Origin of the sequence: Pseudomonas sp. NIBRBAC000502773, assembly GCF_006517195.1 — a bacterium.
Taxonomy (GTDB): domain Bacteria; phylum Pseudomonadota; class Gammaproteobacteria; order Pseudomonadales; family Pseudomonadaceae; genus Aquipseudomonas; species Aquipseudomonas marginalis.
Genome location: NZ_CP041189.1, coordinates 993,967 through 1,018,333, shown reverse-complemented (window position 1 = coordinate 1,018,333; position 24,367 = coordinate 993,967). Strand labels below are relative to the sequence as shown.

Annotated in this window: 23 protein-coding genes; 6 read left to right on the top strand and 17 right to left on the bottom strand. The window is 63.4% G+C overall.

Annotated elements, in window-relative coordinates; translation table 11 throughout:
- Together NIBR502773_RS04555 and NIBR502773_RS04550 are read left to right on the top strand one after the other, a co-directional pair.
- Complete coding sequence (locus NIBR502773_RS04555; RefSeq protein ID WP_141155484.1) at positions 1-357, top strand: hypothetical protein; 357 nt, start codon at positions 1-3, stop codon at positions 355-357.
- 148 nt (positions 358-505) lie between these two features.
- Complete coding sequence (locus NIBR502773_RS04550) at positions 506-2,017, top strand: hypothetical protein (RefSeq protein WP_141155483.1); 1,512 nt, start codon at positions 506-508, stop codon at positions 2,015-2,017.
- Between the two features lie 60 nt (positions 2,018-2,077).
- Here the strand turns inward: NIBR502773_RS04550 and NIBR502773_RS04545 are convergent, their stop codons facing one another.
- The 15 genes from NIBR502773_RS04545 to NIBR502773_RS04475 all read right to left on the bottom strand — a co-directional run bounded on the left by NIBR502773_RS04545 (position 2,078) and on the right by NIBR502773_RS04475 (position 18,576).
- Entirely contained in the window at positions 2,078-3,175 is a 1,098-nt protein-coding gene (locus NIBR502773_RS04545; RefSeq protein WP_065948440.1) for an SMP-30/gluconolactonase/LRE family protein, read from the bottom strand.
- On the bottom strand, positions 3,172-3,849 hold the full coding sequence (locus NIBR502773_RS04540; protein WP_027606158.1) for a sterol desaturase family protein: 678 nt from the start codon (positions 3,847-3,849) through the stop codon (positions 3,172-3,174). Before NIBR502773_RS04540 ends, NIBR502773_RS04545 begins: the two co-directional genes overlap by 4 nt.
- An 89-nt stretch (positions 3,850-3,938) precedes the next feature.
- Positions 3,939-4,802 (bottom strand): LysR family transcriptional regulator, encoded by an 864-nt coding sequence (locus tag NIBR502773_RS04535; RefSeq protein WP_027606159.1) that lies wholly within the window; start codon positions 4,800-4,802, stop codon positions 3,939-3,941.
- A gap of 100 nt (positions 4,803-4,902) precedes the next feature.
- Positions 4,903-6,309 carry an amidase gene (locus tag NIBR502773_RS04530; RefSeq protein ID WP_141155482.1) on the bottom strand — a complete coding sequence of 469 codons (1,407 nt, stop codon included), beginning with the start codon at positions 6,307-6,309 and terminating at the stop codon, positions 4,903-4,905.
- The gene (locus NIBR502773_RS04525) at positions 6,306-7,574 is read right to left on the bottom strand and encodes a Zn-dependent hydrolase (protein ID WP_141155481.1); all 1,269 of its coding nucleotides are present in this window, start codon (positions 7,572-7,574) and stop codon (positions 6,306-6,308) included. Before NIBR502773_RS04525 ends, NIBR502773_RS04530 begins: the two co-directional genes overlap by 4 nt.
- Positions 7,575-7,587: 13 nt before the next feature.
- Complete coding sequence (locus tag NIBR502773_RS04520) at positions 7,588-8,283, bottom strand: ABC transporter ATP-binding protein (protein ID WP_065940214.1); 696 nt, start codon at positions 8,281-8,283, stop codon at positions 7,588-7,590.
- On the bottom strand, positions 8,283-9,032 hold the full coding sequence (locus NIBR502773_RS04515; RefSeq protein ID WP_027606164.1) for an ABC transporter ATP-binding protein: 750 nt from the start codon (positions 9,030-9,032) through the stop codon (positions 8,283-8,285). The genes NIBR502773_RS04520 and NIBR502773_RS04515 overlap by 1 nt, the downstream gene beginning before the upstream one ends.
- Positions 9,029-10,039 (bottom strand): branched-chain amino acid ABC transporter permease, encoded by a 1,011-nt coding sequence (locus NIBR502773_RS04510; protein WP_141155480.1) that lies wholly within the window; start codon positions 10,037-10,039, stop codon positions 9,029-9,031. The genes NIBR502773_RS04515 and NIBR502773_RS04510 overlap by 4 nt, the downstream gene beginning before the upstream one ends.
- Before the next feature lies 1 nt (position 10,040).
- Positions 10,041-10,901: a branched-chain amino acid ABC transporter permease gene (locus NIBR502773_RS04505; RefSeq protein WP_065923782.1), complete on the bottom strand. Its 861-nt coding sequence runs from the start codon at positions 10,899-10,901 to the stop codon at positions 10,041-10,043.
- Between the two features lie 67 nt (positions 10,902-10,968).
- Complete coding sequence (locus tag NIBR502773_RS04500; protein ID WP_141155479.1) at positions 10,969-12,171, bottom strand: ABC transporter substrate-binding protein; 1,203 nt, start codon at positions 12,169-12,171, stop codon at positions 10,969-10,971.
- Between the two features lie 123 nt (positions 12,172-12,294).
- Positions 12,295-13,065, bottom strand: a complete 771-nt coding sequence (locus tag NIBR502773_RS04495; protein ID WP_115487043.1) for a FadR/GntR family transcriptional regulator — start codon at positions 13,063-13,065, stop codon at positions 12,295-12,297.
- 107 nt (positions 13,066-13,172) lie between these two features.
- Entirely contained in the window at positions 13,173-13,922 is a 750-nt protein-coding gene (locus NIBR502773_RS04490; protein WP_141155478.1) for an alpha/beta fold hydrolase, read from the bottom strand.
- 107 nt (positions 13,923-14,029) lie between these two features.
- Positions 14,030-15,442 carry an efflux transporter outer membrane subunit gene (locus tag NIBR502773_RS04485; protein ID WP_115487045.1) on the bottom strand — a complete coding sequence of 471 codons (1,413 nt, stop codon included), beginning with the start codon at positions 15,440-15,442 and terminating at the stop codon, positions 14,030-14,032.
- Positions 15,435-17,405: a MacB family efflux pump subunit gene (locus tag NIBR502773_RS04480; RefSeq protein WP_141155477.1), complete on the bottom strand. Its 1,971-nt coding sequence runs from the start codon at positions 17,403-17,405 to the stop codon at positions 15,435-15,437. The genes NIBR502773_RS04485 and NIBR502773_RS04480 overlap by 8 nt, the downstream gene beginning before the upstream one ends.
- A 1-nt stretch (position 17,406) precedes the next feature.
- The gene (locus NIBR502773_RS04475; RefSeq protein ID WP_115487047.1) at positions 17,407-18,576 is read right to left on the bottom strand and encodes an efflux RND transporter periplasmic adaptor subunit; all 1,170 of its coding nucleotides are present in this window, start codon (positions 18,574-18,576) and stop codon (positions 17,407-17,409) included.
- A gap of 346 nt (positions 18,577-18,922) precedes the next feature.
- Between NIBR502773_RS04475 and NIBR502773_RS04470 the strand changes: the two genes are divergently transcribed.
- From NIBR502773_RS04470 to NIBR502773_RS04455, 4 genes are all read left to right on the top strand, one after another.
- The gene (locus tag NIBR502773_RS04470; protein ID WP_065923789.1) at positions 18,923-19,405 is read left to right on the top strand and encodes a sigma-70 family RNA polymerase sigma factor; all 483 of its coding nucleotides are present in this window, start codon (positions 18,923-18,925) and stop codon (positions 19,403-19,405) included.
- Positions 19,406-19,524: 119 nt separating this feature from the next.
- Complete coding sequence (locus NIBR502773_RS04465) at positions 19,525-20,862, top strand: lysine N(6)-hydroxylase/L-ornithine N(5)-oxygenase family protein (protein WP_115487049.1); 1,338 nt, start codon at positions 19,525-19,527, stop codon at positions 20,860-20,862.
- 66 nt (positions 20,863-20,928) lie between these two features.
- Positions 20,929-22,149: a putative DNA modification/repair radical SAM protein gene (locus tag NIBR502773_RS04460; RefSeq protein ID WP_027606175.1), complete on the top strand. Its 1,221-nt coding sequence runs from the start codon at positions 20,929-20,931 to the stop codon at positions 22,147-22,149.
- On the top strand, positions 22,146-22,979 hold the full coding sequence (locus NIBR502773_RS04455) for a TIGR03915 family putative DNA repair protein (protein WP_141155476.1): 834 nt from the start codon (positions 22,146-22,148) through the stop codon (positions 22,977-22,979). The genes NIBR502773_RS04460 and NIBR502773_RS04455 overlap by 4 nt, the downstream gene beginning before the upstream one ends.
- A 52-nt stretch (positions 22,980-23,031) precedes the next feature.
- Here NIBR502773_RS04455 and NIBR502773_RS04450 read toward each other — a convergent pair whose 3' ends face one another.
- Positions 23,032-23,529, bottom strand: coding sequence for an Lrp/AsnC family transcriptional regulator (locus NIBR502773_RS04450; protein WP_092485644.1), 498 nt, complete (start codon positions 23,527-23,529; stop codon positions 23,032-23,034).
- Positions 23,530-23,534: 5 nt separating this feature from the next.
- Positions 23,535-24,365: an ABC transporter ATP-binding protein gene (locus tag NIBR502773_RS04445; RefSeq protein WP_065940203.1), complete on the bottom strand. Its 831-nt coding sequence runs from the start codon at positions 24,363-24,365 to the stop codon at positions 23,535-23,537.
- Positions 24,366-24,367: the final 2 nt, after the last annotated feature.

The window sequence follows — 24,367 nt, the reverse complement described above, 5'->3', positions numbered from 1 at the left end:
ATGTCGTTTTTTCTCGTCTACACCCTTGTGATGATCATTGGAACGTTCGTTGTTTTGGGCCTGATTCTATATGCCGGGCATACAAAGCTCGACGAGCTGGAAAGTTATTTCAGTGAAAACGCGGAGGTTCGTAAATATTGGCAACGCTGGGAACGAAACCAGCAGCTCAATCGGGGTAATCGCATGGCGCTGTTGATTGACATCCTTCGCACACCAAAACGCTCCGTGAAAGACGGTCTTGTGACCGAGGTAGAGCTAGCCGCCATCCCCCTTGCCCTCAAGCGTTGGGCCGTATGGCCTTATCGGCTTGTGATGTTTTGGGCTGTCAGTTGGGGCTTTTGGGGTACTTGGCTCTAAAGGAAGCCAGCTTTTTCCTAAACGTATTTTTCCTTAAAGCCACATTTTCCTGAAAAATACTGTACATCCATCCAGTCTTATCCTACATTCCATCCCAGGTGACCGGATGTCACCTGACCTTCAGTTTTTAACTATGGATGGATAAAAAATGAAATCGAAAAAAGCCTTTATGCTCGGTGCGGCCATGGCGGCCACCTGCTTTGTCTCGGCCTTTGCCCTCGCTGAACAATACCCTCACCTGGCTGCGCAAGCGGCGCCTCCTGCGGTCAAGCAAGGGTTGAAAAACGCTGCGAAGATCAAGGCCAACAAGGCGACGGCTGCCCTCAAGCAGCAATTGCTGGCGGGTGCCCAGCAGAAGAAAACCCTGTTTGCCCCCAAGGCGAAGGCTGACTCGGTGGTGGAAGACAACACTGCGCCGGCCAGGGTGACCAAGCTGCAGAAAACCACGGCCCAGTCGGCGCCTGCCGTACAGGCTGCGCTGGTCCAGGGCTGTGAGCAGACGCTGGACATCAACTCGCTCTACACGATCGATGGGGTGCAAACCGGCGACCTGCTGTGCTACCACTTCAACCTGCCGCAGAAGGCGCGGATCAATGTTCTGCTGGTCAACCAGACCGCAGGCACCGACATGTCGTTGTCGCTGTTCCAGGACGATGGCCAGGGCAATCCGCTGCCCCTGGGCACCTCCAATAACCCCGGCACGGGCGATGAAAGCCTTGGCGGCGTGGTGCCGGCCGGTGATTACTACTGGTTCATGGAAGCCAACGCTGCGGTCCAGGGCTCGAGCTTTCAGTTCGGTGTGGCGGTCGATACCAACCTTGATGCGTTCGAACCCAATGACACCCCGGACACGGCTTTCCAACTGCCGGACACCCTCAACTACATCAACGGCAACGCCGACAGCCTGGATGATGTCGATTACTTCGATTTCACCGCCGTCCGTGGCCAGAGTGTGGGTATTGCGCTGACGGCCGATGCGACCAGTGGCAGCACGCGCAACAAGTGGATCCTCGAGCGTTTCGATGGCGCCCAGTGGGTCACCGTGGGGGCCAACGTCGTGTCGACCTCGATCCCGAGCCCGGGTGTCGGTGGCGTGGTCAAGGTGCGTGTGCGGCCGAACCAGCACCCGAACGAGCCGTGGAGCGCGACCGGCAAGTACAACTTGTCGTTCGGTTCCAACCCGCGGGTCAACAGCCCGGATGTGAAGGGCGAGGCGAACGTGTTGCGCATTCCGTATTCGGCTTCCGGCGTGGGCTACGGCTACATGACCACCCAAGCCTATCGCGACCTGACCTGGACCATGGGCCTGTCGGACAGCACCGGTGCACCGTTGGTGGGCCTGCACCCGATCGTCTATCTCGACCAGCGGATCGACCCGGCCAACGGCGATATCGTCTACAAGGCGTATTCGGCGGCGACCGACAGTGCGGGCCAAGCGGCGGGCACGATCAACGTGGGCACCTGCTTCGGTGATTTCCAGACCACCTTTGTCGATTACGCCCAGGGCTACAACAACACCTGGCGTACCGACTTCAACTACGGCGTGTGGCGCATGGAAGTACTGGAATACCCGGGTATCGGCGTCGGTGGTGACAACACCGAGTTCGTCAGCTTCGGCCACCTGTGCAAACAGACCTTGCTGAGCAGCACCAAGAGCTGAACATGAGTGACCCGTAGTACCCAGGGCATACAGGCCAGGCGCCTGTATGCCCTGTTTGCGTTATTGCGCCAACGCCAGCTTCAACGGCAAGCGCGCCATGCTCGTATTCTTCAATGAGCCCAGGTACAGCCAGTCGCCATATTCCCGGGCCGTGGTGATGGGCGAGTAATTGCCGGCGCTGCCATCCTGCAAATTGGCGATGACCTTGCCATCGGTATCCAGCCCCAGCACGAAGGCTTTGCGCTCAATGGGCTTGGGCACCACCATCAGCGCACGCACCATCACCTTGCGCAGCAAGGGGTAGCCGGCAAAGCTGTCCAGCAGCGGGTTGCGTGGTGAGTACAGTGCCACCCAGAAACGGTCCTGGCCGTTGAAACTGAGGTTGTCCGGCAGGCCGGGCAGGTTGTCGATAAACAAGTCGTGGTTGCCCGCACGTTCGCCCTTGAGCCAGTAGCGGCTGATGCGATACGCCCCGGTTTCATTGACCAGCAGGTAATTTTCATCGGGGCCGAGGGCCACGCCGTTGGCGAATTGCAGTTGGTCCAGCAACACCTCGGTGGTGCCGTTGCGAAAGTCATAGCGCAGCAGGCGACCATCGCCGCCATGCTCGATCACCGCCTCGCCATCCTGGCCATAACCCCAGCGGCTCGAAGCATCGCTGAAGTACGCATAGCGCCCGCCGGCATCGATGGTCACGTCATTGGTAAAGCCAAAGGGGACGCCATTGGCGCTGGCGCTCAGGACGGTCAGTTGGCGCTGGGGATCCAGCGCGAGCAAGCCCTTGACCCCGTCTGCAATGATCAAGCGCCCGTCCGGGTGCAGCGCCATGCCCAGCGGCCGACCACCGGTGTTGGCCAGCACTTCCAGAGTGGGGCTGTCGGGCGACGTGCGGATGATGCGGCCGTCATGCAGCCCGCTGATCAGAAGCCCCTGGGCATCGAGCAGCAAGGCCTCGGGGCCGGCGATGCCCTGGGCGCCGATTTTCTGCACAGCCTTGAGGCGTTGGTTGTCGGCATAGGCGCCTTCCTTCATCGATGGCGCCTTGGGTGGAGCCCAGTTCACCGGTTGCACTTTGGTCGGCATCAACAGCAGGAAAGCGATCACCGCCAGCAGCAGCACAAACAGCAGATGACGCATTTTCTTTCGACGGGTACTCATGACGATTCCTGGTTGTCGTTGGGGTTCGGTTCCCAGTACAGGGTGCCGAACAGGTAATCCATCAGCGGGAGGACGATATTGAAATTGCGCCCCTGCATCAGCTCGCGGCGGTGATGCAGGGCGTGCAGTCGGTGCATCTGGCGAATCCACGGCAGGCGCGCCAGCGGGTGGTCGGCGGGCAAGTGCTCGCAGGCGTGGAACACTTCGTAGAGCAGGTAACCGAGGATCATGCTTCCGGCGAACAGCCCGGCGACATTGGCGTTCAGGTGCTGGAGCAACCACCAGGCGGGGAGGGTGATGACCAGGCTGTGCAGCACGATCAGCCACGCCGGAAAGAGAATGACGCGCCAGTCTCGCGGGCTGTCGTAGGTCATGTGGCCGGGGGTAAAGAAGCTGTGGTGATCACCGGTGTGGCGCGCATAGAACAGGCGGGCCAAGGCGTGCTTGTGGTGGCCGAGGTGGCGATGCACCAAGTAGATACAGAGGTTGAAGAACACCAGGGTCAGCGGCACGGTCAGCCACTCGAACGGCGTAACTCGGTGGGTGGAGGCCCCGGCCAGGCCGATGCAGCACACGCCATAGCCGAGCACAAAGCCGGCGTGCAGCCAGGGGTTGTAATGGGGGCTGACCTCGGCGCGGTAGCGGCTGCGAAACGTCTCGGTGGGGTGGACCATGGCGGGCTGCTCAGGTTTTTTTGTTGGAGACTGAGCTTAGTTGGTACACGGGAATCTGCGAGTTTTGCGTGCTGCGCCGGGGAAGGGATTCAGATCAACGGGTCCCAGCGCTGCGACCAGTCACTCTCGGCCTTGACCACTTCACGCAGCAGCCCCAGGGCCTGTTGCAACACCGCCGAATCCCGTGCCCGCGAGTACACCAGGAACGTCGGGAAGCTGAATTCAGGGGCCTTGGGCACGCGCTGCATCACGCCGCTGTCCAGGTAGCTCTGTACCACCCGCGTGCGGAAATACCCGGCGCCGCCATTCTCGAGGATGTACTGCAACGCCAGCGGCCCGAGGTTGAAACTCACCGCCGCGCGAGCCCTGTCGGGCAGGGCCGCGTCGTGCTGCTGGCGGAAACCCGGGCCCCAATCGATGTAGACGTACGGGGCCGGTTTGCTCGTCAATTGCACCAGGATCAGTTTTTCTTCCAGCACCTGCTCCACCTGCAACCCCGGCCAGTATTGCGGCTGGAACACCAGCGCCGCATCGAGTACGCCGAGCTCCAGCTGCCGCAGCAGGTATTCACCTTCACGCACTTCGGTGCGCAGGGCATGCCCGGGGATCTGTTCGCGCAGGGCCCGGGCCCAACCGAGCATCAGCGGGTTGCACAGGCTGACTTCACCGCCGATATGCAGCACATTGCGATAGCCATCGGGCAGAGGCAGGTCGCGCCGCGCGGCTTCCCAGGTTTGCAGCAACTGGTTGGCGTACACCACAAACGCCTCGCCGTCGGCGGTCAGGCGAGCACCGGCACGGTTGCGCACGAACAGCGTACTGCCCAGTTGGCTTTCCAGGTTTTTAACGCGTGCGGTGATGGCGGTCTGGGTGACGTGCAGTTTCTCGGCGGCGGCGGCCAGGCTGCCGCAGCGGGTGATTTCCAGGAAAGTGCGTGCCAGTTCGATGTCCATGAAGCCCCCAGGGATGAATGGGGGACATTGTAGAGGCAGGGGATTGGAGTGCGCTCAGAAAATGTGGGAGAGGCTCGCACCGCCCCTCCCACATTTGGATCTACGGTGTTGGGGTGATCGGTGTCTGTAAGTGCCGGGTCGGAAACGCTTTGGCATACACCCGGCACACTCGCAACACCTGCTCATCGGCAAACCGCGCGCCCACCACATGCAACCCCACCGGCAAGCCATTCGCCGCCAAGCCGCACGGCACCGACGCCGCCGGCTGCTGGGTGAGGTTGAAGGGGTAGGTGAACGGCGTCCACTCGGTCCATTCCTGCATGCCGGAACCGGGCGGTACGTTGTGCCCGGCCTCGAACGCGGTGATCGGCATCATCGGCGAGACCAGCACGTCGTAATGCTCGTGGAACGCCGCCATACGGGCCACCAGCGCGGCGCGGGCTTCGAGGGCTGCGTTGAAGTCATCCAGGCTCAGTTGCTCGCCACGCTGGGCAATGCGCAGCAGGCCAGGGTCCAGCAGTTGTTTCTGTGCGTCGCTCATGGACCCGGTCAGGCGTGCCGCGCCCGCCGCCCACAAGGTGCTGAACACCTCCAGCGGGTCGCTGAAACCGGGGTCGATCTGCTCGACATGGGCGCCCAACTGCACCAAGCCCTCGACCGCCTGGGCAACCACCTTGGCCACCTGCGGGTCGACATCCACGTAGCCAAACGTGGGGCTGTAGGCCACGCGCAGGCCGTTCAAATCCGTCTGCGGCGTGAGCCATGGAGTGGTCCTTGGCGCGCCGATCAGGCCATCCCGCGCATCCGGCTGTGCCACGGCCTGCAGCATCAGCACGCTGTCTTCCACGGTGCGGGTCATCGGCCCCAGGTGCGAAAGGATGGTCATCGAACTGGCCGGCCACTGCGGCACATAGCCGAACGTCGGCTTGATCCCGAAGGTGCCGGTAAACGCGCAGGGGATGCGGATCGAGCCGCCGGCATCGCTGCCCTGGTGCAGCACGCCCAGGTTCAGCGCCGCTGCCGCCCCCGCGCCACCGGACGAACCGCCCGCCGTGGTGCGGGTGTCCCACGGGTTGCGCGTGATGCCGTACAGCGGGTTATCGGTGACGCCTTTCCAGCCGAACTCCGGGGTGGTGGTCTTGCCCAGCAGCACCGCGCCGGCCTTGCGCATAAAGGCCGGGAAGGGCGCGTCGACGTCCCACGGTCCCTCGGCCGACGAGGTGCGCGAGCCCTTGCGGGTGGGCATGCCGAGCGTCAGCGTGAGGTCCTTGATCGAGGCGGGCACGCCATCCAGGGCACCGCAGGGCTCCCCCTTCAACCAGCGTTGCTCCGACGCCCGCGCGGCGTGCAGTGCGCCCTCGGGGTCCACATGGCAGTAGGCGTTGATCACCGGGTTGTGGCGTTCGATGCGCAGCAGCGCATCTTCGGCGACGTCCACCGGCGATAAGGTCTTGTTACGGAAATGCTCCAGCAGTTGCACCGCTGTCAGTTGGCCCATCTCACTCATGCCCTGTCTCCCTGTGCCGCGCTGACCATGGCGCGCAACAACACGGCGCAACCGGCCGCCAGGTCATCCGGCGCGGCGTTTTCGATTTCGTTATGGCTGATGCCGCCTTCGCACGGCACAAAGATCATCCCGGCCGGGCCCAGTTCTGCGACGAAAATCGCGTCATGCCCGGCGCCGCTGACGATGTCCATATGGCTCAAGCCCAAGGCGCCCGCCGCATCGCGCACGGCGTTGACGCAGGCCGGGTGGAAGTCCAGCGGCGGGAAATCGGCGGTGGGCGTCAGTTCGAAGATCAACCCGTGCCGGGCTGCTGTGGCTTCGATCACGCCGCGCACTTCATCGACCATGGCCTGCAGCTTGTCGGCATGCAGGTGGCGCAGGTCGAGGGTCATGTGCACCTGGCCGGGAATCACATTGCGCGAACCCGGATGCAGGCTCAGGCAGCCGACCGTGCCGCAGGCGTGAGGTTGCTGCTGATGGGCGATACGGTTGACCGCGCTGACCACCTCGGCGGCGCCGACCAGGGCGTCCTTGCGCAGGTGCATGGGCGTCGGGCCGGCGTGGGCTTCGACGCCGGTGAGGGTCAGGTCGAACCACTTCTGGCCCAGGCAGCCCATGACCACGCCAATGGTGGTGGCCTGGTCTTCCAGCACCGGGCCTTGCTCGATATGCGCTTCGAAATACGCGCCGACCGAGTGGCCCAACACCGCACGCGAACCGGCATAGCCGATGCGCTGCAATTCAGCGCCCACCGACAGGCCCTGGTCGTCGCGTTTGTCGAGGGTATCCTGCAAGTCGAACTTACCGGCAAACACTCCGGAACCCATCATGCACGGCGGGAAGCGCGAGCCTTCTTCGTTGGTCCATACCACCACTTCGAGCGGCGCCTGGGTCTCGATGTTCAAATCGTTGAGGGTGCGGATCACTTCCAGCCCGGCCATCACCCCGTAGCAGCCGTCGAACTTGCCGCCGGTGGGTTGGGTGTCGATGTGGCTGCCGGTCATCACCGGGGGCAGGGCGGGATTACGCCCAGGGCGACGGGCGAAGATATTGCCGATGGCATCGACACTGACGCTGCACCCGGCGGCCTCGCACCACTGCACAAACAGGTCACGGGCCTGGCGGTCCAGGTCGGTGAGGGCCAGGCGGCACACGCCGCCCTTGACCGTGGCGCCCAGTTGCGCCAGGTCCATCAGCGATTGCCACAGGCGGTCGCGGTTGATCAGCGGGGCGTTGCCCTGGAGTGGTTGCGCAAAACTGTTCATCTGCAATCTCCCGTCAGGCGCTCAGCGCCAGGTAGCGGTTCTTGATGGTCGGGTCGGCGCGGAAGGCGGCGGCGCTGCCCTCGTAGACCACGCGGCCCTGTTCGAGGACGTAATGGCGGTCGGCGAGCTTGTCGCAGACCATCAGGTTCTGTTCCACCAGCAGCACCGGCAGGCCGTCGTCCTTGACCTTGCGCAGGATTTTCACCAGTTCGTCGACGATCACCGGAGCGAGGCCTTCGGTGGGTTCGTCGAGGATCAGCAGCTGCGGATCGTTGAGCAGGGCGCGGGCGATGGCGAGCATCTGTTGCTCGCCGCCGGAGAGCGCATGGCCGGCGTTCCTGCGCCGCTCCTTGAGGCGCGGGAACATGCCGTACACGTCTTCCAGCTGCCAGCGGCTGGTCTTGCGCACGGCGATGCGCAGGTTTTCCTCGACGGTCAGCAGGCGGAAGATCCCGCGATTTTCCGGCACCAGCGCCAGGCCCTGGCGCGCGATTTCAAAGATTTTCTGCCCCACCAGCGCCTGGCCGTTGAAGTGGATCTGGCCCTGGCGCGGGCAGATGATGCCGAGGATGCTGCGCAGGGTGGTGGTCTTGCCGGCACCGTTGCGCCCGAGCAGGGTCACCAGTTCGCCGGGGTTGACCCTCAGCGACACGCCTTCGAGCACGTGGCTCTTGTCGTAGTAGGAATGGATGTTGTCAACGATCAGCATCAGGCAGCCTCCCCAAGATAAGCACTGCGCACGCGTTCATCGGCACGCACGAACTCCGGCGTGCCTTCCACCAGGATCTGCCCGTGGCTCATCACCGTGATGCGTTGGCTGATGGACATGACGATGCTCATGTTGTGTTCGATCAACAGCACCGTGTGGTCGCGGCCGAGGTCGCTGATCAACTGGGTCATGATCGGGATGTCATCGATGCCCATGCCCGAGGTGGGTTCGTCGAGCATCAACAGTTTGGGCTTGGAGCAGATCGACATGCCCACCTCCAGCACCCGTTGCTGGCCGTGGGACAACTCGCCGGCCAGGGTCTCGGCGCGGGCGCTGAGTTGCAGGCGTTCGAGCACCTGGTCGGCCATCTCCAGGTGTTCGCGCTTGCTGTCCACACGGCGCCAGAAGTTCAACGCACGTGCACCGTCGCGGCCCTGGGCGGCGAGGCGCAGGTTTTCGCGCACGCTGAGGTTCTGGAACAGGCTGGTGAGCTGGAACGAGCGCGCCATGCCCAGGCCGACGCGGCCGTGGGCCGGCTTGCGCATCAGGTTCCTGCCGTCGAAATGAATCGCCCCGGCTGTGGCCTGGCGTTCACCGGTCAGGCAGTGGAACAGGCTGGTCTTGCCCGCGCCGTTGGGGCCGATGATGGTGTGGATGGTGCCGGCTTCGACCTTGAGGTTCACGCCGTTCACTGCACGGAACGCGCCATAGGCCAGTTCCAGGTCCTGGGTTTCCAACAGGATGCTCATAGCCCTTCCTCCTTGGCGACGACGGCGGCCTTGCGACGGCCGCGCACGCGCTCGAACAACGCGGCCAGGCCGCCCCACAAACCGCCGCGCATGAAGATCACCACCAGGATCAGGATCACCCCCAGCAGCATCAGCCAACGGGGCCACAGGTCGGAGAGAAAATCCCCCAGCAGCACGATGGACCCGGCGCCCAGCAACGAACCGAACAGCGAGCCGGTGCCGCCGATAATGGTCATGATCAGGATGTTCTCGGACATCGCCAGGTCGATATTCGACAGCGGCACAAAGTGCAGCAGCATGGCGTACAGCGCCCCGGCAATCCCGGTGACTGCGCCGGACAGCACGAACACCAGGATCTTGAAGTGCCGCGTGTCGTAGCCGATGGCCGAGGCGCGGGTTTCGTTTTCGCGGATCGCCATCAACGTGCTGCCGAACGGCGAGGCGATCACCCGGCGTGCGCCGATAAAGATCAGCAAAAACAGCACCGCGACAAAGCCATAGAACGCACGGGCGTCGGCCAGGGACAACAGCACGGTGTCACCCAGGCGAATCTCGGGGCGCGGTACGCTGAGCAAGCCGTTGTCGCCGCCGGTCCAGTCGCTCAAGGTGTAGGCGACGAAGTAGGCCATCTGGCTGAAGGCCAATGTGAGCATCACGAAGTAAATGCCGGTGCGCCGGATCGCCAGGGCGCCGACCAGCAAGGCCAGGAAGCCACCGGCGATGGCTGCACCCAGCAGCGCGGCGAACAACCCCAGTTGCAGGTGGATCATCAGCAGCGCCGCGCAGTAGGCGCCGGCACCAAAGAAGATGCCTTGGCCGAACGACAGCAGCCCGGTGTAGCCCAGCAACAGGTTGCAGGCCAGGGCTGCCATGGCAAAGATCAGGATCTCGCTGGCCAGGGTCGCCGAGGGCAATAGCACGGGCAGGCCGATCAGCACCGCCACGACCCACAGCAACATGGTGCGCGATTGGGTTTTGGCAAACGGCAGGGGATTTTTCTCGCTCATGTCAGGCTCTCCCAAACAGGCCGTAAGGACGCACCAGAATCACCACGGCCATGGCGCCGTAGATCATCAGGCTCGCGCCTTGGGGCCAGAGTGTGGTCATCAGGCTTTGCACCACGCCCACCAGCAAACCGCCGACCAGCGCACCGCTGAACGAGCCCATGCCGCCGATCACCACCACCACGAAGGCGATGCCGAGAATCTCCGGGCCAACGAACGGCTGCGCACCACGCAACGGCGCGAACAGCACGCCGGCCATGCCGGCCAGGCCCACGCCGAGGGCGAAGGTCATGGAGAACAGACGGAAGATATTCGTGCCGAGCAGCGACACGGTCTCGGTGCTTTCACTGCCGGCGCGCACCAGGGCACCGAAGCGCGTGCGTTCCAGCAGCAGCCACAGGCCCAGGCCCACCAGCCCGGAAAACACGATGAGGAACAGGCGGTAGTAGGGGTAGACGAAATCACCCACCACCAGCACGCCGCGCAGCAGTTCCGGCACGGCGACGCTTTTGCCCACCGGGCCCCAGATCATCACGCTGGCTTCCTGGATGATCAGTGCGATGCCCAGGGTGACCAGGATCTGGAACATGTGCGGCAAGTGATAGATCCGCTGGATCAACAGCCGCTCGATCACCCAGGCCAACGCGGCCACCACGAGCGGCGCAATCAACAGCGCCAGCCAGAAGTTGCCGGTGAGGCTCACGGCGGTGTAGCAGATGTAGGCGCCCAGCAGGAAGAACGCGCCGTGGGCGAAGTTGACGAAGTTGAGCAGGCCGAAAATGATCGTCAGCCCGACCGCGATCAGGAAGTAGATCATTCCCAACCCAAGGCCGTTGAGTATCTGGAACAGGTAAAGATTAAGCATGCAGAAACCCTCGAACAGGTGGCCGCCCGGGCGGCCCTGCCGTGTACAACGGTGGTGTTTTAGCGGATCAGGCGAGCGTGCAGCCCGTGGCTTCCACCGGCGGGAAGGACTGGCCGGCGCTGAGCACCTTGGCCAGGTCATCCTTGTCGGCCATCTCGCTGGCGGCCTTGCCGACCAGCAGGTAGTAGTCCTTGATCACCTGGTGGTCGCCTGCGCGGATCGACTCCTTGCCGGTGGGGCCTTCGAAACTCAGGCCCTGCATGGCCTTGGCCACGGTCGGCCCGTCGAAGCTGCCGGTGGCGATGATGGTGTCGAGCATGACTTTGGTGCTGATGTAGTCGGCGGCCAACGGGTAGGTGGGGTTGATGCCGTACTTGGCCTGGGTCAGCTTGACCAGTTCGCGGTTGAGCGGGGTGTCGACCTGATGCCAGTACTGCGCGCCGAGGTACACACCGTCGAGGATATCGCTGCCCAGTTCCTGGAACTGGTCGAGGCCGGCGGACCACACCAGCAGCACTTTCATGCGCTCCTTGATGCCGAAGTTCACCGCCTGGCGCAGGGTGTTGGACGACTGGCTGCCAAAGTTGAGCAATACCAGCACATCCGGCTTGGTGGAAATGGCATTGGTCAGGTAGCCGGAAAATTCCTGCTCCTGCAGCGAGTGGTAGCTGTTGCCGACATGCTCCAGGCCATGTTCCTTGAGCACGTTTCTGGCGCCTTCGAGCAGCGCTTCGCCGAACACATATTGCGGCGTGATGGTGTACCAGCGCTTGGCATCCGGCAGCAGCTTGATCAGCGGCACCATGGTTTCGCGGATGGCACCGTAGGTGGGCACCGACCAGCGGAACGTGGCGTGGTTGCAGTCTTTGCCGGTGACTTCATCGGCACCCACCGGGGTCATGAACACGCCGCCGACCTTGTCGACTTCCTTGGCCACCGCGAGTGCCGACGACGACAGCGTGCAGCCCTGGAAGAACCGCGCGCCGTCCTGCTGGATCGCTTCCTGCACCTTGCGCACGGCCTTGCCGGCATTGCCCTCGGTGTCGATGACCTTGTAGTTCAAGGGGCGCCCAAGTAGCTCGGTGTGTTGTGCCACCGCCAGGCGCGAACCCATGTCGGCAAACTTGCCATAGCTGGCAAAGGCGCCGGACATGGACTTGAGGCCGTAAAAGGTAAAGGGCTCGGCGGCGAATGCCGAACGCACGCTCAGCGGAAGGCTGAGGGCGGCGGCCGCGGTAAGACTGGCTTTCAATAACGTACGACGCTGCATGGGGTGACTCCCTGGTTTAGTTATTGGCAGGAGTAGCAAGGGCGATACGGTGGAGCAGGGCCTGTGGGCAGGCCTGTTATTGGGATAACGCAGTGAATGCAGTCAACTGTGGGCGGGGTGTTTTCAGTGGTTGTGGTCGAACTCCAGTAGAAAGTGCGGGCTGACCTGGCCTTCCAGCGCGGTCATATGGTGTTCGGCATCGCACATATGTTCGTGCATCAGGCTGCGTACCGCGCCTTCATCCCCGGCGCGAAAGGCGCTCAGCAGTTGCTTGTGATAGTCGAGATTGGCGGCGTCGAACTGCTTGCGCTTGGGCTTGTAGGCTTTTTTCAACACCACCAGGTCGCGCAGCAGGTCGTTGAGAAATTGCGCCATAAAGCTCAGCAACGGGTTGGGGCAGGCCTTGGCCAGCAGGTTGTGGAACTCCAGTTCCGCCAGGCGTTGCTCGCGCTGGCCGGCTTCGCTGTCTTCGGGGGCGCTGCAAAAATCCACGTTGTCCTGCAATGCCCGGTAGTCGTCCTCACTCAGGCGCCCGAGCACCGACACCGCCAGTTCCACTTCGATGACCTTGCGCAACTGGTACACCTGCTCGCCGTCCAGGTGCTGGAAGTGCAGGTAGTTACGCAGCGCGCGGCTGGCGGGTTCGGTGCCGGCCTGGTTCAGGTAGGCACCGCCGCTGGGGCCGGTGCGCGTACTCACCAGCCCCTCGACCTCCAGGGCCTTGAGCGCTTCACGGGCCGAGCCCTTGGAGCACTGGAAGCTTTCCATCAGCTCACGCTCGGTGGGCAGGCGGTCGCCGGGCTTCAAGGCGTCGGTGACGATGGAGCGCTTGACCGACTCGACAATCACGTCGGACAGCTTCTGGCGTTTACGGCGTAGCGGGCGAGTCAGCATGGGTTCGATTTATCGTATTAATGCGGATAAATAGCACTTAATAACGATTGCGACGGAGCGTCAACGCAGGGTGTCGTTTTCGGCGGTAAGAGGTCGTAAACGACGCGCTACTCCCAATTGCCCGAATCCAGGCAGCGTGTGGACGGGGGCGGTTGCCTGCCATAGGCCAGGAAGTCGCCGACCCATCGGTTGATGCAGCCGCTGGCTGCCGTCTGAGCGGGCTCCTTGAGGCGTAGCTGCTCGACCAGGGGCGCAGCCTTTTCTCCGTATGGAGCATTGACCAGCACCATGCGCGCGACGCGTTCCGGATACAGCACCCCGTAGTGGTTGCCCAGCCGCGTGGCGTCAGCATTGCCCAGGTAAAGCAGCTGTGCATCGCCCAGCTGGGCACGTACGAACTCCATGTCCCGTGCGGCGTGTTCGACGCTTTTGTCGTGCTTGAGGTCGCGGTGGCTGAGTTCGATGACGTCATAGTAATTGAGCAGCCTGCGGTAAGCCTGAGTGGAGTAGTCGCCCCAGCGGCTGGCCAACTGAATGGCGAAGGTGCCGCCGGTGTTGCTTCTCGAGGCGTTGCCGGCCTGGGCAAAGACCAGGCCGGCGCGGTTCAGCGGCTCGCGGGCGCCAACACGGGTGAGGTAGAGACGGATGCTGCCTTGACGCGGCGCAGCGTAATTGCGCGGTACGGTCACAATGCCGCACTGGGTGCGCGAGAGTACCTCGGGGTCCAGGCCCTCAACGTGGGGCAGCGGGCAGTCCAGCAACCAGTCGATGGCGGTGGGCTTGATCAGGGGCTCGGCATGGCCAAGGCTCGCCAGCAGCCAGAGACAGGCGCACGCCAATGAGTTTGCAGCAGTCATCGAGAGGTCCTGGTCAGCCGTGGGATGGCGGCTGTTTTACCAAGGACCTGGGGTCGAAGAATGTAGGTTGAGAAAACGGATTGCGTACGAAATCAGAGTTTTGTTTATCAGATATCAGTCTTCCAGCCGCCACCCAATGCTTTGTACAAGGCGATGCTGGCCTGCAGGCGTGACAGTCGCAATTGCACGTTCAAGTCCTGGGCGGCATACAGGGTGCGCTGGGTTTCCAGTACCGTCAGCAAGTCTTCGGCACCCGCCTGGTAGCGGCTTTCGGCGATCTGGAAGGCGGTTTGGGCCTGTTGCAGTTCTTGGGTTTGCCAGTGGCGTTGCTGGTCCAGGCGCGTGATGCTGCTGAGGGCTTTTTCCACATCGGCAAAGCCGTTGATGATCGCGCCGCGGTAGGTTTGTAACAGCTCATCCTGGCGCGCGCGGGCCTTGTCGCGCTCGGCGCTTAAACGGCCGTTGTTGAAGATCGGCCCGACCAGGCCGGCCGTCAGCGTGTAGTAGGGGCTGCGCAGGACGTCCACGGCCTTGTAGGCATCGGAGCCGAGCGTGGCGCCGAGGGTCAGGGCCGGCAGCATGGCGGCGCGGGCCACGGTGACGTCCGCCTGGGCGGCTGCCAGTTCGGCCTCGGCCTTGGCAATGTCCGGCCGGCGGCTGAGCAACTGGCTGGGCAGGCCGGCGCCGATGGTTGGCCAGGTCAGGTCCTGGAAGGGTTCGGCGCCCAGGTCCAGGGCCTGGACCGGCTGGCCGAGGAGGGCGGCCAGGGTGATCTGGGATTCTTCGGCCAGTTGTTGAATCAACGGCAGCTGGCGTTGCTGGCTGGCCACCAGGCTGTTCTGCTGGGCCAGTTCCAGGGCCGTGGCGGAGCCTGCGTCGTAACGGGTCTGCACCAGGTCGAGGACGTTGCGCGCATTGGCCAGGTTCAACTCGGCGATCTGCTGGCGTTGGCGGGCCGCGAGGGTTTGCGCATAACGGTCGGCGACGCTGCTGAGCAAGGTCAGCTCCACGGTGGCCTGGTCGAACTCGCTGGCGCGCAGGCTGTGCAGGGCACTGTCACGGGCGGCGGCGCGGCCGCCCCAGAAATCCACTTCGTAGCTGGCGGTGAGGTTGGCGCCGAAATTGTTCACGGCGTCATCGCTTTGTGAGGCGTCAAGGTCCGGCCCGCCCGTGCCGTGCAACAACTTCTGGTGGCTGGCGGCAAGGTTGAATTTCACCTCGGGCAGCAGTGGCGCCCCGGCAATCACCGCCGCGGCCTGGGCCTGGCGCACGCGGGCCATGGCAGCGGCCACGTCGAAGCTGTCACGGCGGGCCTGGTCGACCAGGCGGTCCAACTGCGGGCTGCCGAACTGCGTCCACCAGCGCTGGTTGGTGGCCTGGGCGGCGTCGCGTTCGGCGAACTGCCAGGCGGCCGGCGGCGCAATAGCGCTGTCCACGGCGGGCGGGTCACCGGCGCAGGCCGTGAGCAGCAGGCACAGGCCAAGTGCGGGCAGGTACGGGGGGATGGATCGTTTATTCACTGGTCAACGCCTTAACCGGATCGAGCCGGGCAGCTTTACGGGCCGGCATGAAGCCGAATACGACGCCGGTGACCAGTGCGCAACCGAATGCGCCAAGCACCGCCACCAGGGAAAACTGCACCGCCACCTTGGCCAGCACCAGCACGCCACCCACCAGCAGGGCCAGGGCAATGCCGCACAGGCCACCGACCACTGACAGCATCACCGCCTCGGTCAGGAACTGGCGCAGGATGTCGCGCTGGCGCGCGCCGGTGGCCATGCGGATGCCGATCTCGCGGGTGCGTTCGCGCACGGTCATCAGCATGATGTTCATCACGCCAATGCCGCCCACCAGCAGGGAAATCGCGGCAATCGAGCCGAGCATCAGCGACAGGGTGTTCTGGGTGCGCGCCTCGGCCTGGATCATCGCCGCGTTGTTGGTCAGCTCGTAGTCGCGCTTGCCGTTGTGCAGCTTTTGCATCAACTGATCGATGGCCACTTCGGCCTCGTGGACCTTGCGCGCATCGGCGGCGGCAATCACCACGTATTCGGGGTTGTAGCTGCCGAACAGGCGCACGCTGGCGGCGGTGTAGGGGATGGCGATACGGTCATCACTGTCTTTGTTGCCGGAGCTGGCGCCTTTCTCCGCCAGCACGCCGATCACCTGGAACGGTACGTTTTCGATCAGGATGTACTGGCCGATCGGGTCGACCTCACCCTTGAACAGCTTTTCCCGCACGCGATGGCCGATCACGGCCACGGTGGCGGCCGCACGCTCGTCGGCCGCCGTGAAGTAACTGCCCTCGACCACCGGCCAATTGAAAATATCCGGAAAATTGGTGTCATTGCCGCCCACATAGGCCATGTAGTCGACGTTGCCATAGCGCACGCCGGCTTCGGTGCCGTTGACCGGCATGATGCGCTTTATCTGGGGCAGCGCCGCCAGCGCCGCGACGTCGTTGAGGGTGACGATACCCAGCGGCGTGCGCGGGTTGGGCGATGAGCCGCTGAGGTAGAGGATGTTGGAGCCGAACGCGCCCATCTGCGCCATGACCTGGCGTTTGCTGCCTTCGCCCACGGCCAGCATCACCACCACCGAGGCCACGCCGATGATGATCCCCAGCAGGGTCAGCGCGGTGCGAAAACGGTTGATCCACATCACCCGCCAGGCGGCCTGGACCGCGTCCAGCAGTTCGGCCTTCCAGGCGCCATTGTGTTCGGCGCCGTCGGCCAGGCGCTGGCGCAGGTCCACGGCTTGCAACGCGCCGCTGTTGGCCGGTAGGGGAGCGGCGCCGTCATCGGCCGAGTCACTGATGATCAGGCCATCGCGAATCTCGATGATGCGGTTGGCCCGCGCCGCGACTTCACGGTCGTGGGTGATCAGGATCACCACATGGCCCTGGCTGGCCAGTTCGTCCAGCAGGGTCATTACCTCGGCACCGCTGTGGCTGTCGAGGGCACCGGTGGGTTCATCGGCAAGGATGATGTGCCCGCCGTTCATCAGCGCCCGAGCGATCGAGACGCGCTGTTGCTGGCCGCCGGACAGCTGGTGCGGACGATTGCCGGTGCGCTCGGCCAGACCCAGGCGCGTGAGCAGGGCGTGGGCGCGGGCATGGCGTTCGGCGGCGCTGATGCCGGCGTAGATCGCCGGCATCTCGACGTTCTCCTGGGCCGAACCCGAGGGGATCAAATGGTAGCCCTGGAACACAAAGCCGAACGCCTCGCGGCGCAGCCAGGCCAATTCGTCGCTGTCCAGGTGGGCGACGTTTTCCCCCGCGAACAGGTACTCGCCTGTGCTTGGGCGGTCGAGGCAACCGAGGATATTCATCAACGTGGACTTGCCGGAACCGGAAGCCCCTACGATGGCGACGAATTCCCCGGCATGGATCGACAGGTCGATGCCGCGCAACACGTCGACCTGCGGGCTGTCGCCACCGCCGTAGGATTTGCGGATGTTCTTGAGTTCGATCAGGGGCGTGGTCACCTCAACCCCCGTTGCCGTCGGCCGGGCCGATCAGCAGGTGATCGCCTTCGTGCAGGCCATCGAGCACTTCGACCCGCAAGCGATCGCTGATGCCCAGGCGCACTTCACGTTCTTCGATGCGGCCGTTGGTGGCGACCACGCGGGCGATTTGCTTATCGGCACTTGAGGTGCCCAGCAGAGCGGCCACCGGTGCGGTGAGGACATCCTTGACCTGGCTGGCGACGAAAAATACCTGGGCGGTCATTTCGGCCATCAACGCGTTGTCGCTGTTGTCCACGTCCAGCAGCACGGTGTACAGCACCACGCGCCCGCTGCCGCTTTTGCTGGAACTGTTGGGGCTGCCGCTGCCCTGGGTTTCATTCAGCGGCTTGGGCGGGATCGGCAGGATCTGCCGCACGGTACTGGTCCAGCGCCGGCTGCCGCCGCTGAGGGTGGTGAAGTAGGCGGTCATGCCCGGTTTGACGTGGCCGATGTCGGCTTCCGAGACTTCCGCCCACACGGTCATCGGCGACAACTTGGCGATCCGCAGGATCAGCGGCGTCTGCTGCTGGGCATTGAGGGTCTGGCCGACGCGCGCGTCCACCGCGACCACGGTGCCGGTCATCGGTGCGTAGATGCGCGTATAGCCCAGCTCCGCTTCATCGCTGCGCAGGCTGGCCTGGGCCTGGAGAATCTGCGCCTGGAACATGTCCATCCGGGCCTGGGTGGCGCTCAGTTCGGCCTTGGCGGTTTGCACGTCTTCCTCGCGGGTGGCGTTGCCGGCGGCCAGGCGTTGCTGGCGCTGGTATTTCTGGCGGGCGAGGGCGTGCTGGGCCTTTTGCTCCTGCAACTGGGCCTTGAGGTTTTCGATGGCGTAGCGGCTGGCATCGAGCTTGGCTTTTTGCGTCGAGGGGTCGATCTCCACCAGCAATTGGCCCTCCTGCACCTGGTCGCCCGCTTCAACGTGGATCTTGCGAATCTGCCCGGACGCCTGGGCGCCCACGTCGACATACCGGCGCGGTTGCAGGGTGCCCAGGGCGGTGACGCTGTTTTCGATAGTGCCGCGGGTGACGGTGACGGTGGTCAGGTTGTCACGCCCCGGCGGCAACACCTGCCAGGCGGCGACGGCGATGATGGGAATCAGGCACGCGATAGCGAGCAAGGCGCGTCGGGCGGGTCGAGGGCGTTTCATGCTTAGGTTCCAGCCGGGAAAGTTCGGAGCGCAGTTGCGCAGAGCTGACAGTTAAACGAGAGAATTGGCCGAGGATTTAGGCTGTTACATAAGTGGTTACAGGTCTTGTGGAGAAAAAAAACGGCCTGTAGGTGCAAGTCTTGTTTAAAAGTAGATGAGAATTACTATAAATTGCACCTATCCAAACTGCCATTACTGAATGGCCTGTATTTGTGTAGGAGCGAGCTTGCTCGCGAAGAGCTCAAGGACGCCGCGTTCACTCTGGTTTTCCGCGTTATCGTTGACGTACTTCGCGAGCAAGCTCGCTCCTACAGGACCTAATGCCGCCACCCGGCGGCCGGGAGTCATGTTGGAAAACTACTATCGCGAGCTGGTGTGTTTCCTCAACGCCAAGCTGGGCAACCGTCAGGTGGCCGAGGATGTGGTGCATGACGCTTATGTCCGGGTGCTGGAACGTTCCAGCGAGACGCCCATCGAACAGCCGCGTGCCTTTTTGTATCGCACCGCGCTGAACCTGGTGATCGACGGCCACCGGCGCAACGCCCTGCGCCAGGTCGAACCCCTGGAGGTACTCGACAGCGAGGAGCGCTTTGCCGCGTGTTCGCCCCATGCCACTCATGACTACGGCCAACGCCTGGCCTTGCTCGAGCGCGCCCTGGCCGAGCTGCCGGCGGCCTGTCGCGACAGCTTCCTGCTGCGCAAACTCGAGGGCCTGAGCCACCTGCAAATCGCCGAGCGCCTGGGTATTTCCCGCACCCTGGTGGAAAAACACATCGTTAACGCCATGAAGCACTGCCGGGTGCGGATGCGCGAGTGGGACGCGCACTGATCACCGATCGGTTAAATTTTTTTTCACTGTCCTCGTTTCCTATCAACACATGACCTGTTGTGCAGGTCTCGAAGGTATTCCCGCCCCACCGCCAAGGGGCTTATCCAGAGGACACTGGAATGACACAGGCAATTGCTTCGCCCGCGGTTCACGACCTGATCGGTATCGGTTTTGGCCCTTCGAACCTGGCGCTGGCCATCGCCCTGCAGGAGCGCGAAAAGGCCCAGGGCAAACTGGACGTACTGTTTCTCGACAAACAGGCCGATTACCGCTGGCACGGCAATACCCTGGTGACCCAGAGCGAATTGCAGATTTCGTTCCTCAAGGACCTGGTGACCCTGCGCAACCCCACCAGCCCGTACTCCTTCGTCAATTACCTGAAAACCCACGGCCGGCTGGTGGACTTCATCAACCTGGGCACCTTCTACCCGTGCCGCATGGAGTTCAACGATTACCTGCGCTGGGTCGCGGGGCAGTTCCAGGCCCAGGCCCGCTACGGCGAGGAAGTACTGGCCATCGAGCCGATCCTGCACCAGCAACAGGTCGAGGCATTGCGCGTGATCTCCCGCGATACCCTGGGCGAGCAGCATGTGCGCACCACCCGTTCGGTGGTGGTCAGCGCCGGCGGCACACCGCGCATTCCCGAAACCTTCAAGGCCTTCAAGGGCGACAGCCGGGTGTTCCACCATTCCCAGTACCTGGAGCGCATGGCCGCCCAGCCTTGCGTGGACGGCAAGGCGATGCGCATCGCCATCATCGGCGGTGGCCAGAGCGCGGCCGAAGCCTTTATCGACCTGAACGACAGCTTCCCATCGGTACAGGTCGACATGATCCTGCGCGGTTCGGCGCTCAAGCCTGCCGATGACAGCCCGTTCGTCAACGAAGTGTTCTCGCCGGCTTTCACCGACCTGGTGTTCCAGCAAGTCGGTGCCGAGCGCGAGCGCCTGGTCGCCGAGTACCAGAACACCAACTATTCGGTGGTCGACCTCGACCTGATCGAGCGCATCTACGGGATTTTCTACCGCCAGAAAGTTTCCGGCATCGCCCGCCAGGCCTTCCGCACCATGACCGTGGTCGAGAAGGCCACCCCCGGCCCCCTGGGCATCGAACTGGCTCTGCGCAACAACGCCAGCGGCGAAACCAGCGTCAACCATTACGACGCGGTGATCCTCGCCACCGGCTACGAGCGCGAGACCCACCGCGCATTGCTGGCGCCGCTGGAGGAGTACCTGGGTGATTTTGAAGTGGCGCGCGACTACCGCATCGTCACCGACGAGCGCTGCAAGGCCGGCATCTACATCCAGGGCTTCAGCCAGGCCAGCCATGGCTTGAGCGATACGTTGCTGTCGGTACTGCCGATTCGCGCGGATGAGATTGCGGCGTCGCTGTTTGAAAATGACCGTAGCCGTGGCAAGGGGCGTTCGGTACAGGATCTGCTCCTCGCCACCGCCAGCTGACAGGCTGCACTTGTGACACGGGGGGCTGGCTGATACTGTACAAAAAACCAGTATCGGTAAGCCCCCATGCAGTTGATCGAAAAACTCAGCATCCTCGCCGATGCCGCCAAGTACGACGCCTCCTGCGCCAGCAGCGGCGCGCCCAAGCGCAGCTCGGAAGGCAAGGCGGGGCTGGGCTCCACCGATGGCATGGGCATCTGCCACAGCTACACGCCGGACGGTCGCTGCGTATCCTTGCTCAAGGTGTTGCTCACCAACTTCTGTCTCTACGACTGCCAATACTGCGTCAACCGCCGCTCCAGCGACGTGCCCCGTGCACGCTTCAGCCCGGAGGAGGTGGTCACCCTGACCCTGGATTTCTACAAGCGCAACTGCGTCAGCGGGCTGTTCCTCAGTTCCGGCATCATTCGTTCGGCCGACTACACCATGGAGCAATTGGTGCGGGTGGCCAAGCTGCTGCGCGAAGAGCATGACTTTCGCGGTTACATCCACCTCAAGACCATCCCCGAAGCCGACCCGGCGCTGATTGCCGAGGCCGGGCGCTACGCCGATCGCCTCAGCGTGAATATCGAACTGCCCACCGATGCCAGCCTGCAAACCCTGGCGCCGGAAAAGCAGATCGTCTCGATCAAGCAGGCCATGCAGACCATCTACACCGGCGAGCAGACGGTCCTGAACGAACCCCGCGCACCGCGTTTCGCCCCGGCCGGGCAGAGCACCCAGATGATCGTCGGCGCCGACGAGACCGACGACAGCACCATCCTCCACAGTGCCGAGGCGCTGTATGGCAACTTCAAGCTGCGCCGCGTGTATTACTCGGCCTTCAGCCCCATCCCCAACAGCCCGAAAAGCGTGCCCCTGGCCGCGCCGCCATTGATGCGCGAGCATCGCTTGTACCAGGCGGATTTCCTGCTGCGCAGCTACGGCTTCAGTGCCAACGAATTGTTCGAAGGCCCCGGCCACCTGGCCCTGGATATCGACCCCAAGCTGGCCTGGGCCCTGGAGCACCGCGAGGTATTCCCCCTGGACCTGAATCGTGCCGAGCCGACCTTGATCGCCCGCATCCCGGGCATCGGCCTGCGCACCACCCAGCGCCTGGTGGACCTGCGCCGCGAACGCAAGATCCGCTTTGAAGACCTGGCACGCATGCGCTGTGTACTGGCCAAGGCCAAGCCGTTTTTCATCACCAGTGACTACCACCCGCAACAGGCGGACAGCACCAGCGTGCTGCTGCGCGAACAACTGCGTGACCGCCCGCAGCCGCAGCAGATGGGGTTGTGGGGATGATCAGCCTGGAATGCGACAACCTTTTCAGCACCTGGCGCGAACAGGCGCGCTGGCTGCTCAGTCATCAGGTCGACCCCAGCCAGGTCAGTTGGGGCGAGGTACAGGCGGCGGACCTGTTTGCCACCGATGAGCCGATCCCCGAAGGCTTGGGTCCGTTCCAGGCGCGAATTCCCAAGGCGCTGCTGGAGCTGTTGGCGTCAGCCGCCTGTTACCACGGCGACCAGCGTTGGAGCCTGTTGTACGAAGTGCTCTGGCGCGTCAGCCATGGCGACCGCACCGCGATGCTGGCGGGGGATAAACTCGGCACTGAGCTGCAGCGGCGCATCAAGCAGGTGAGTCGCGAGGCCCATCACCTGCATGCGTTTGTGCGCTTTATCGCCTTGCCGGCAGAAGCAGGGCCCGAGTTGCCGGAGTACGTGGCCTGGCATGAACCGGCCCATGACATCCTCAAATCGGCCAGCCAGCATTTTGTCGGGCGCATGGGGCGCCATCGCTGGATGATCGCCACGCCGTTGGATGGGGTTTATTACGATGGCGAACAGCTGATTCATCAACGCCAATGCCCTGAGGCCTGGCAGCAGCTGGCGCAGAACGTCGAGGATCCCCACAGTGCGATGTGGCTGACGTACTACAGCCATATCTTCAACCCGGCGCGGTTGAACCCCAAGGTGATGGAAGGGCACTTGCCGAGTCGGTTCTGGAAGAATCTGCCGGAGGGCAGGTTGATCCCGGGGTTGATCAGCGAGGCGCGTACGGGGAAGCAGAAGGATGGGCAGGCGAAGATGATTGGCACCAAGCTCGGCAAGCGTATTTCAAGCGGGCGCGGTTAAAAATCTGGGAGGGGCAAACCCCTCCCAGATTGAATTTCCAGTGTTTGAGGATCTAGGCCAGTTCGATGGCGGTATTTTTCACCACCGCCAACTCCGGATGCGCCACCAACTTATCGATGTGCAGCTCATCATTGTTCAGCCAGATCTCCGATACCACCCGGTAGTGCTCCATATCCCGGCAGCGCATGCGCAGGCTGTAGTCGAACGGCCCGCTGATCAACTGGCATTCGAACACCTGGGGGCACGCCTTCATACAGGCTTCGAAAGCCTTTTGCGCCGAGCGCCCGCTCTGGTTGGACAAGGCCACCAGCACCAGCAGCGACAGCCCGGGCGAGACCATCTGCACATCGATGATCGCGCCGTACCCGCGAATCACCCCGCGTCGCTCCAGCTTGCGCACCCGCTCCAGGCAGGGCCTGGGGGTGAGGTGCACCAATGACGAGAGCTTTTCATAGGTGATACGCCCCTGGTGGCGCAGCACGTCGATGATCGCCTCATCGATGCGATCCAGCGCAGGGGAGGTATGGGGTCCGTTGGCCTTGGTATCCATGGGTTTCACTTCAAACGGTTGGAAAGAAATTGCTGCAAGCGCTCGCTGTTGGGGTGGTCGAGGATCTCGGCGCCGCCTTGTTCCTCGACTCGGCCTTGATGCAGGAACAGCACTTGGCTGGACACCTGGCGGGCAAAGCCCATTTCGTGGGTGACCATCAGCATGGTACGACCTTCCTCAGCTAACGTCTGTATGACTTTGAGGACTTCTCCTACAAGTTCGGGGTCGAGGGCGGAGGTGGGCTCATCGAACAGAATGATTTCCGGCTCCATCGCCAGGGCCCGCGCGATGGCCACGCGCTGTTGCTGGCCGCCGGACAGGAACGCGGGGTACTGATCGGCCACGCGGCCCGGCAGGCCGACCTTGTCGAGGTACATGCGCGCGCGTTTTTCCGCTTCGGCGGCACTTACCCCCAGCACCCGGCGCGGGGCCATGGTGATGTTTTCCAGCACGGTCATGTGGCTCCACAGGTTGAAGTGCTGGAACACCATGGCCAGGCGCGTGCGCAGGTTCTGCAATTGTTCCTGGTGCGGCGCACGGGCGCCGGCGCGGCCCTGGCGCATTTCGATGCTGATGCCGTCCAGGGTGATGACGCCGGCGTCCGGCTGTTCGAGAAAGTTGATGCAGCGCAGCATGGTGCTTTTGCCCGAGCCGCTGGCGCCGATCAGGCTGATTACGTCGCCATTGCGGGCGTTGAGGGACACGCCCTTGAGCACTTCGTGTTCGCCGTAGCGTTTATGGATGCCTTCGACCTGCAGCTTGACGGCAGCAGTTGCCGCCTGGGTAACGGGTACATCGACAGGATAAGTGGCCAGGGCCTGCGCGGACTGATTCATGG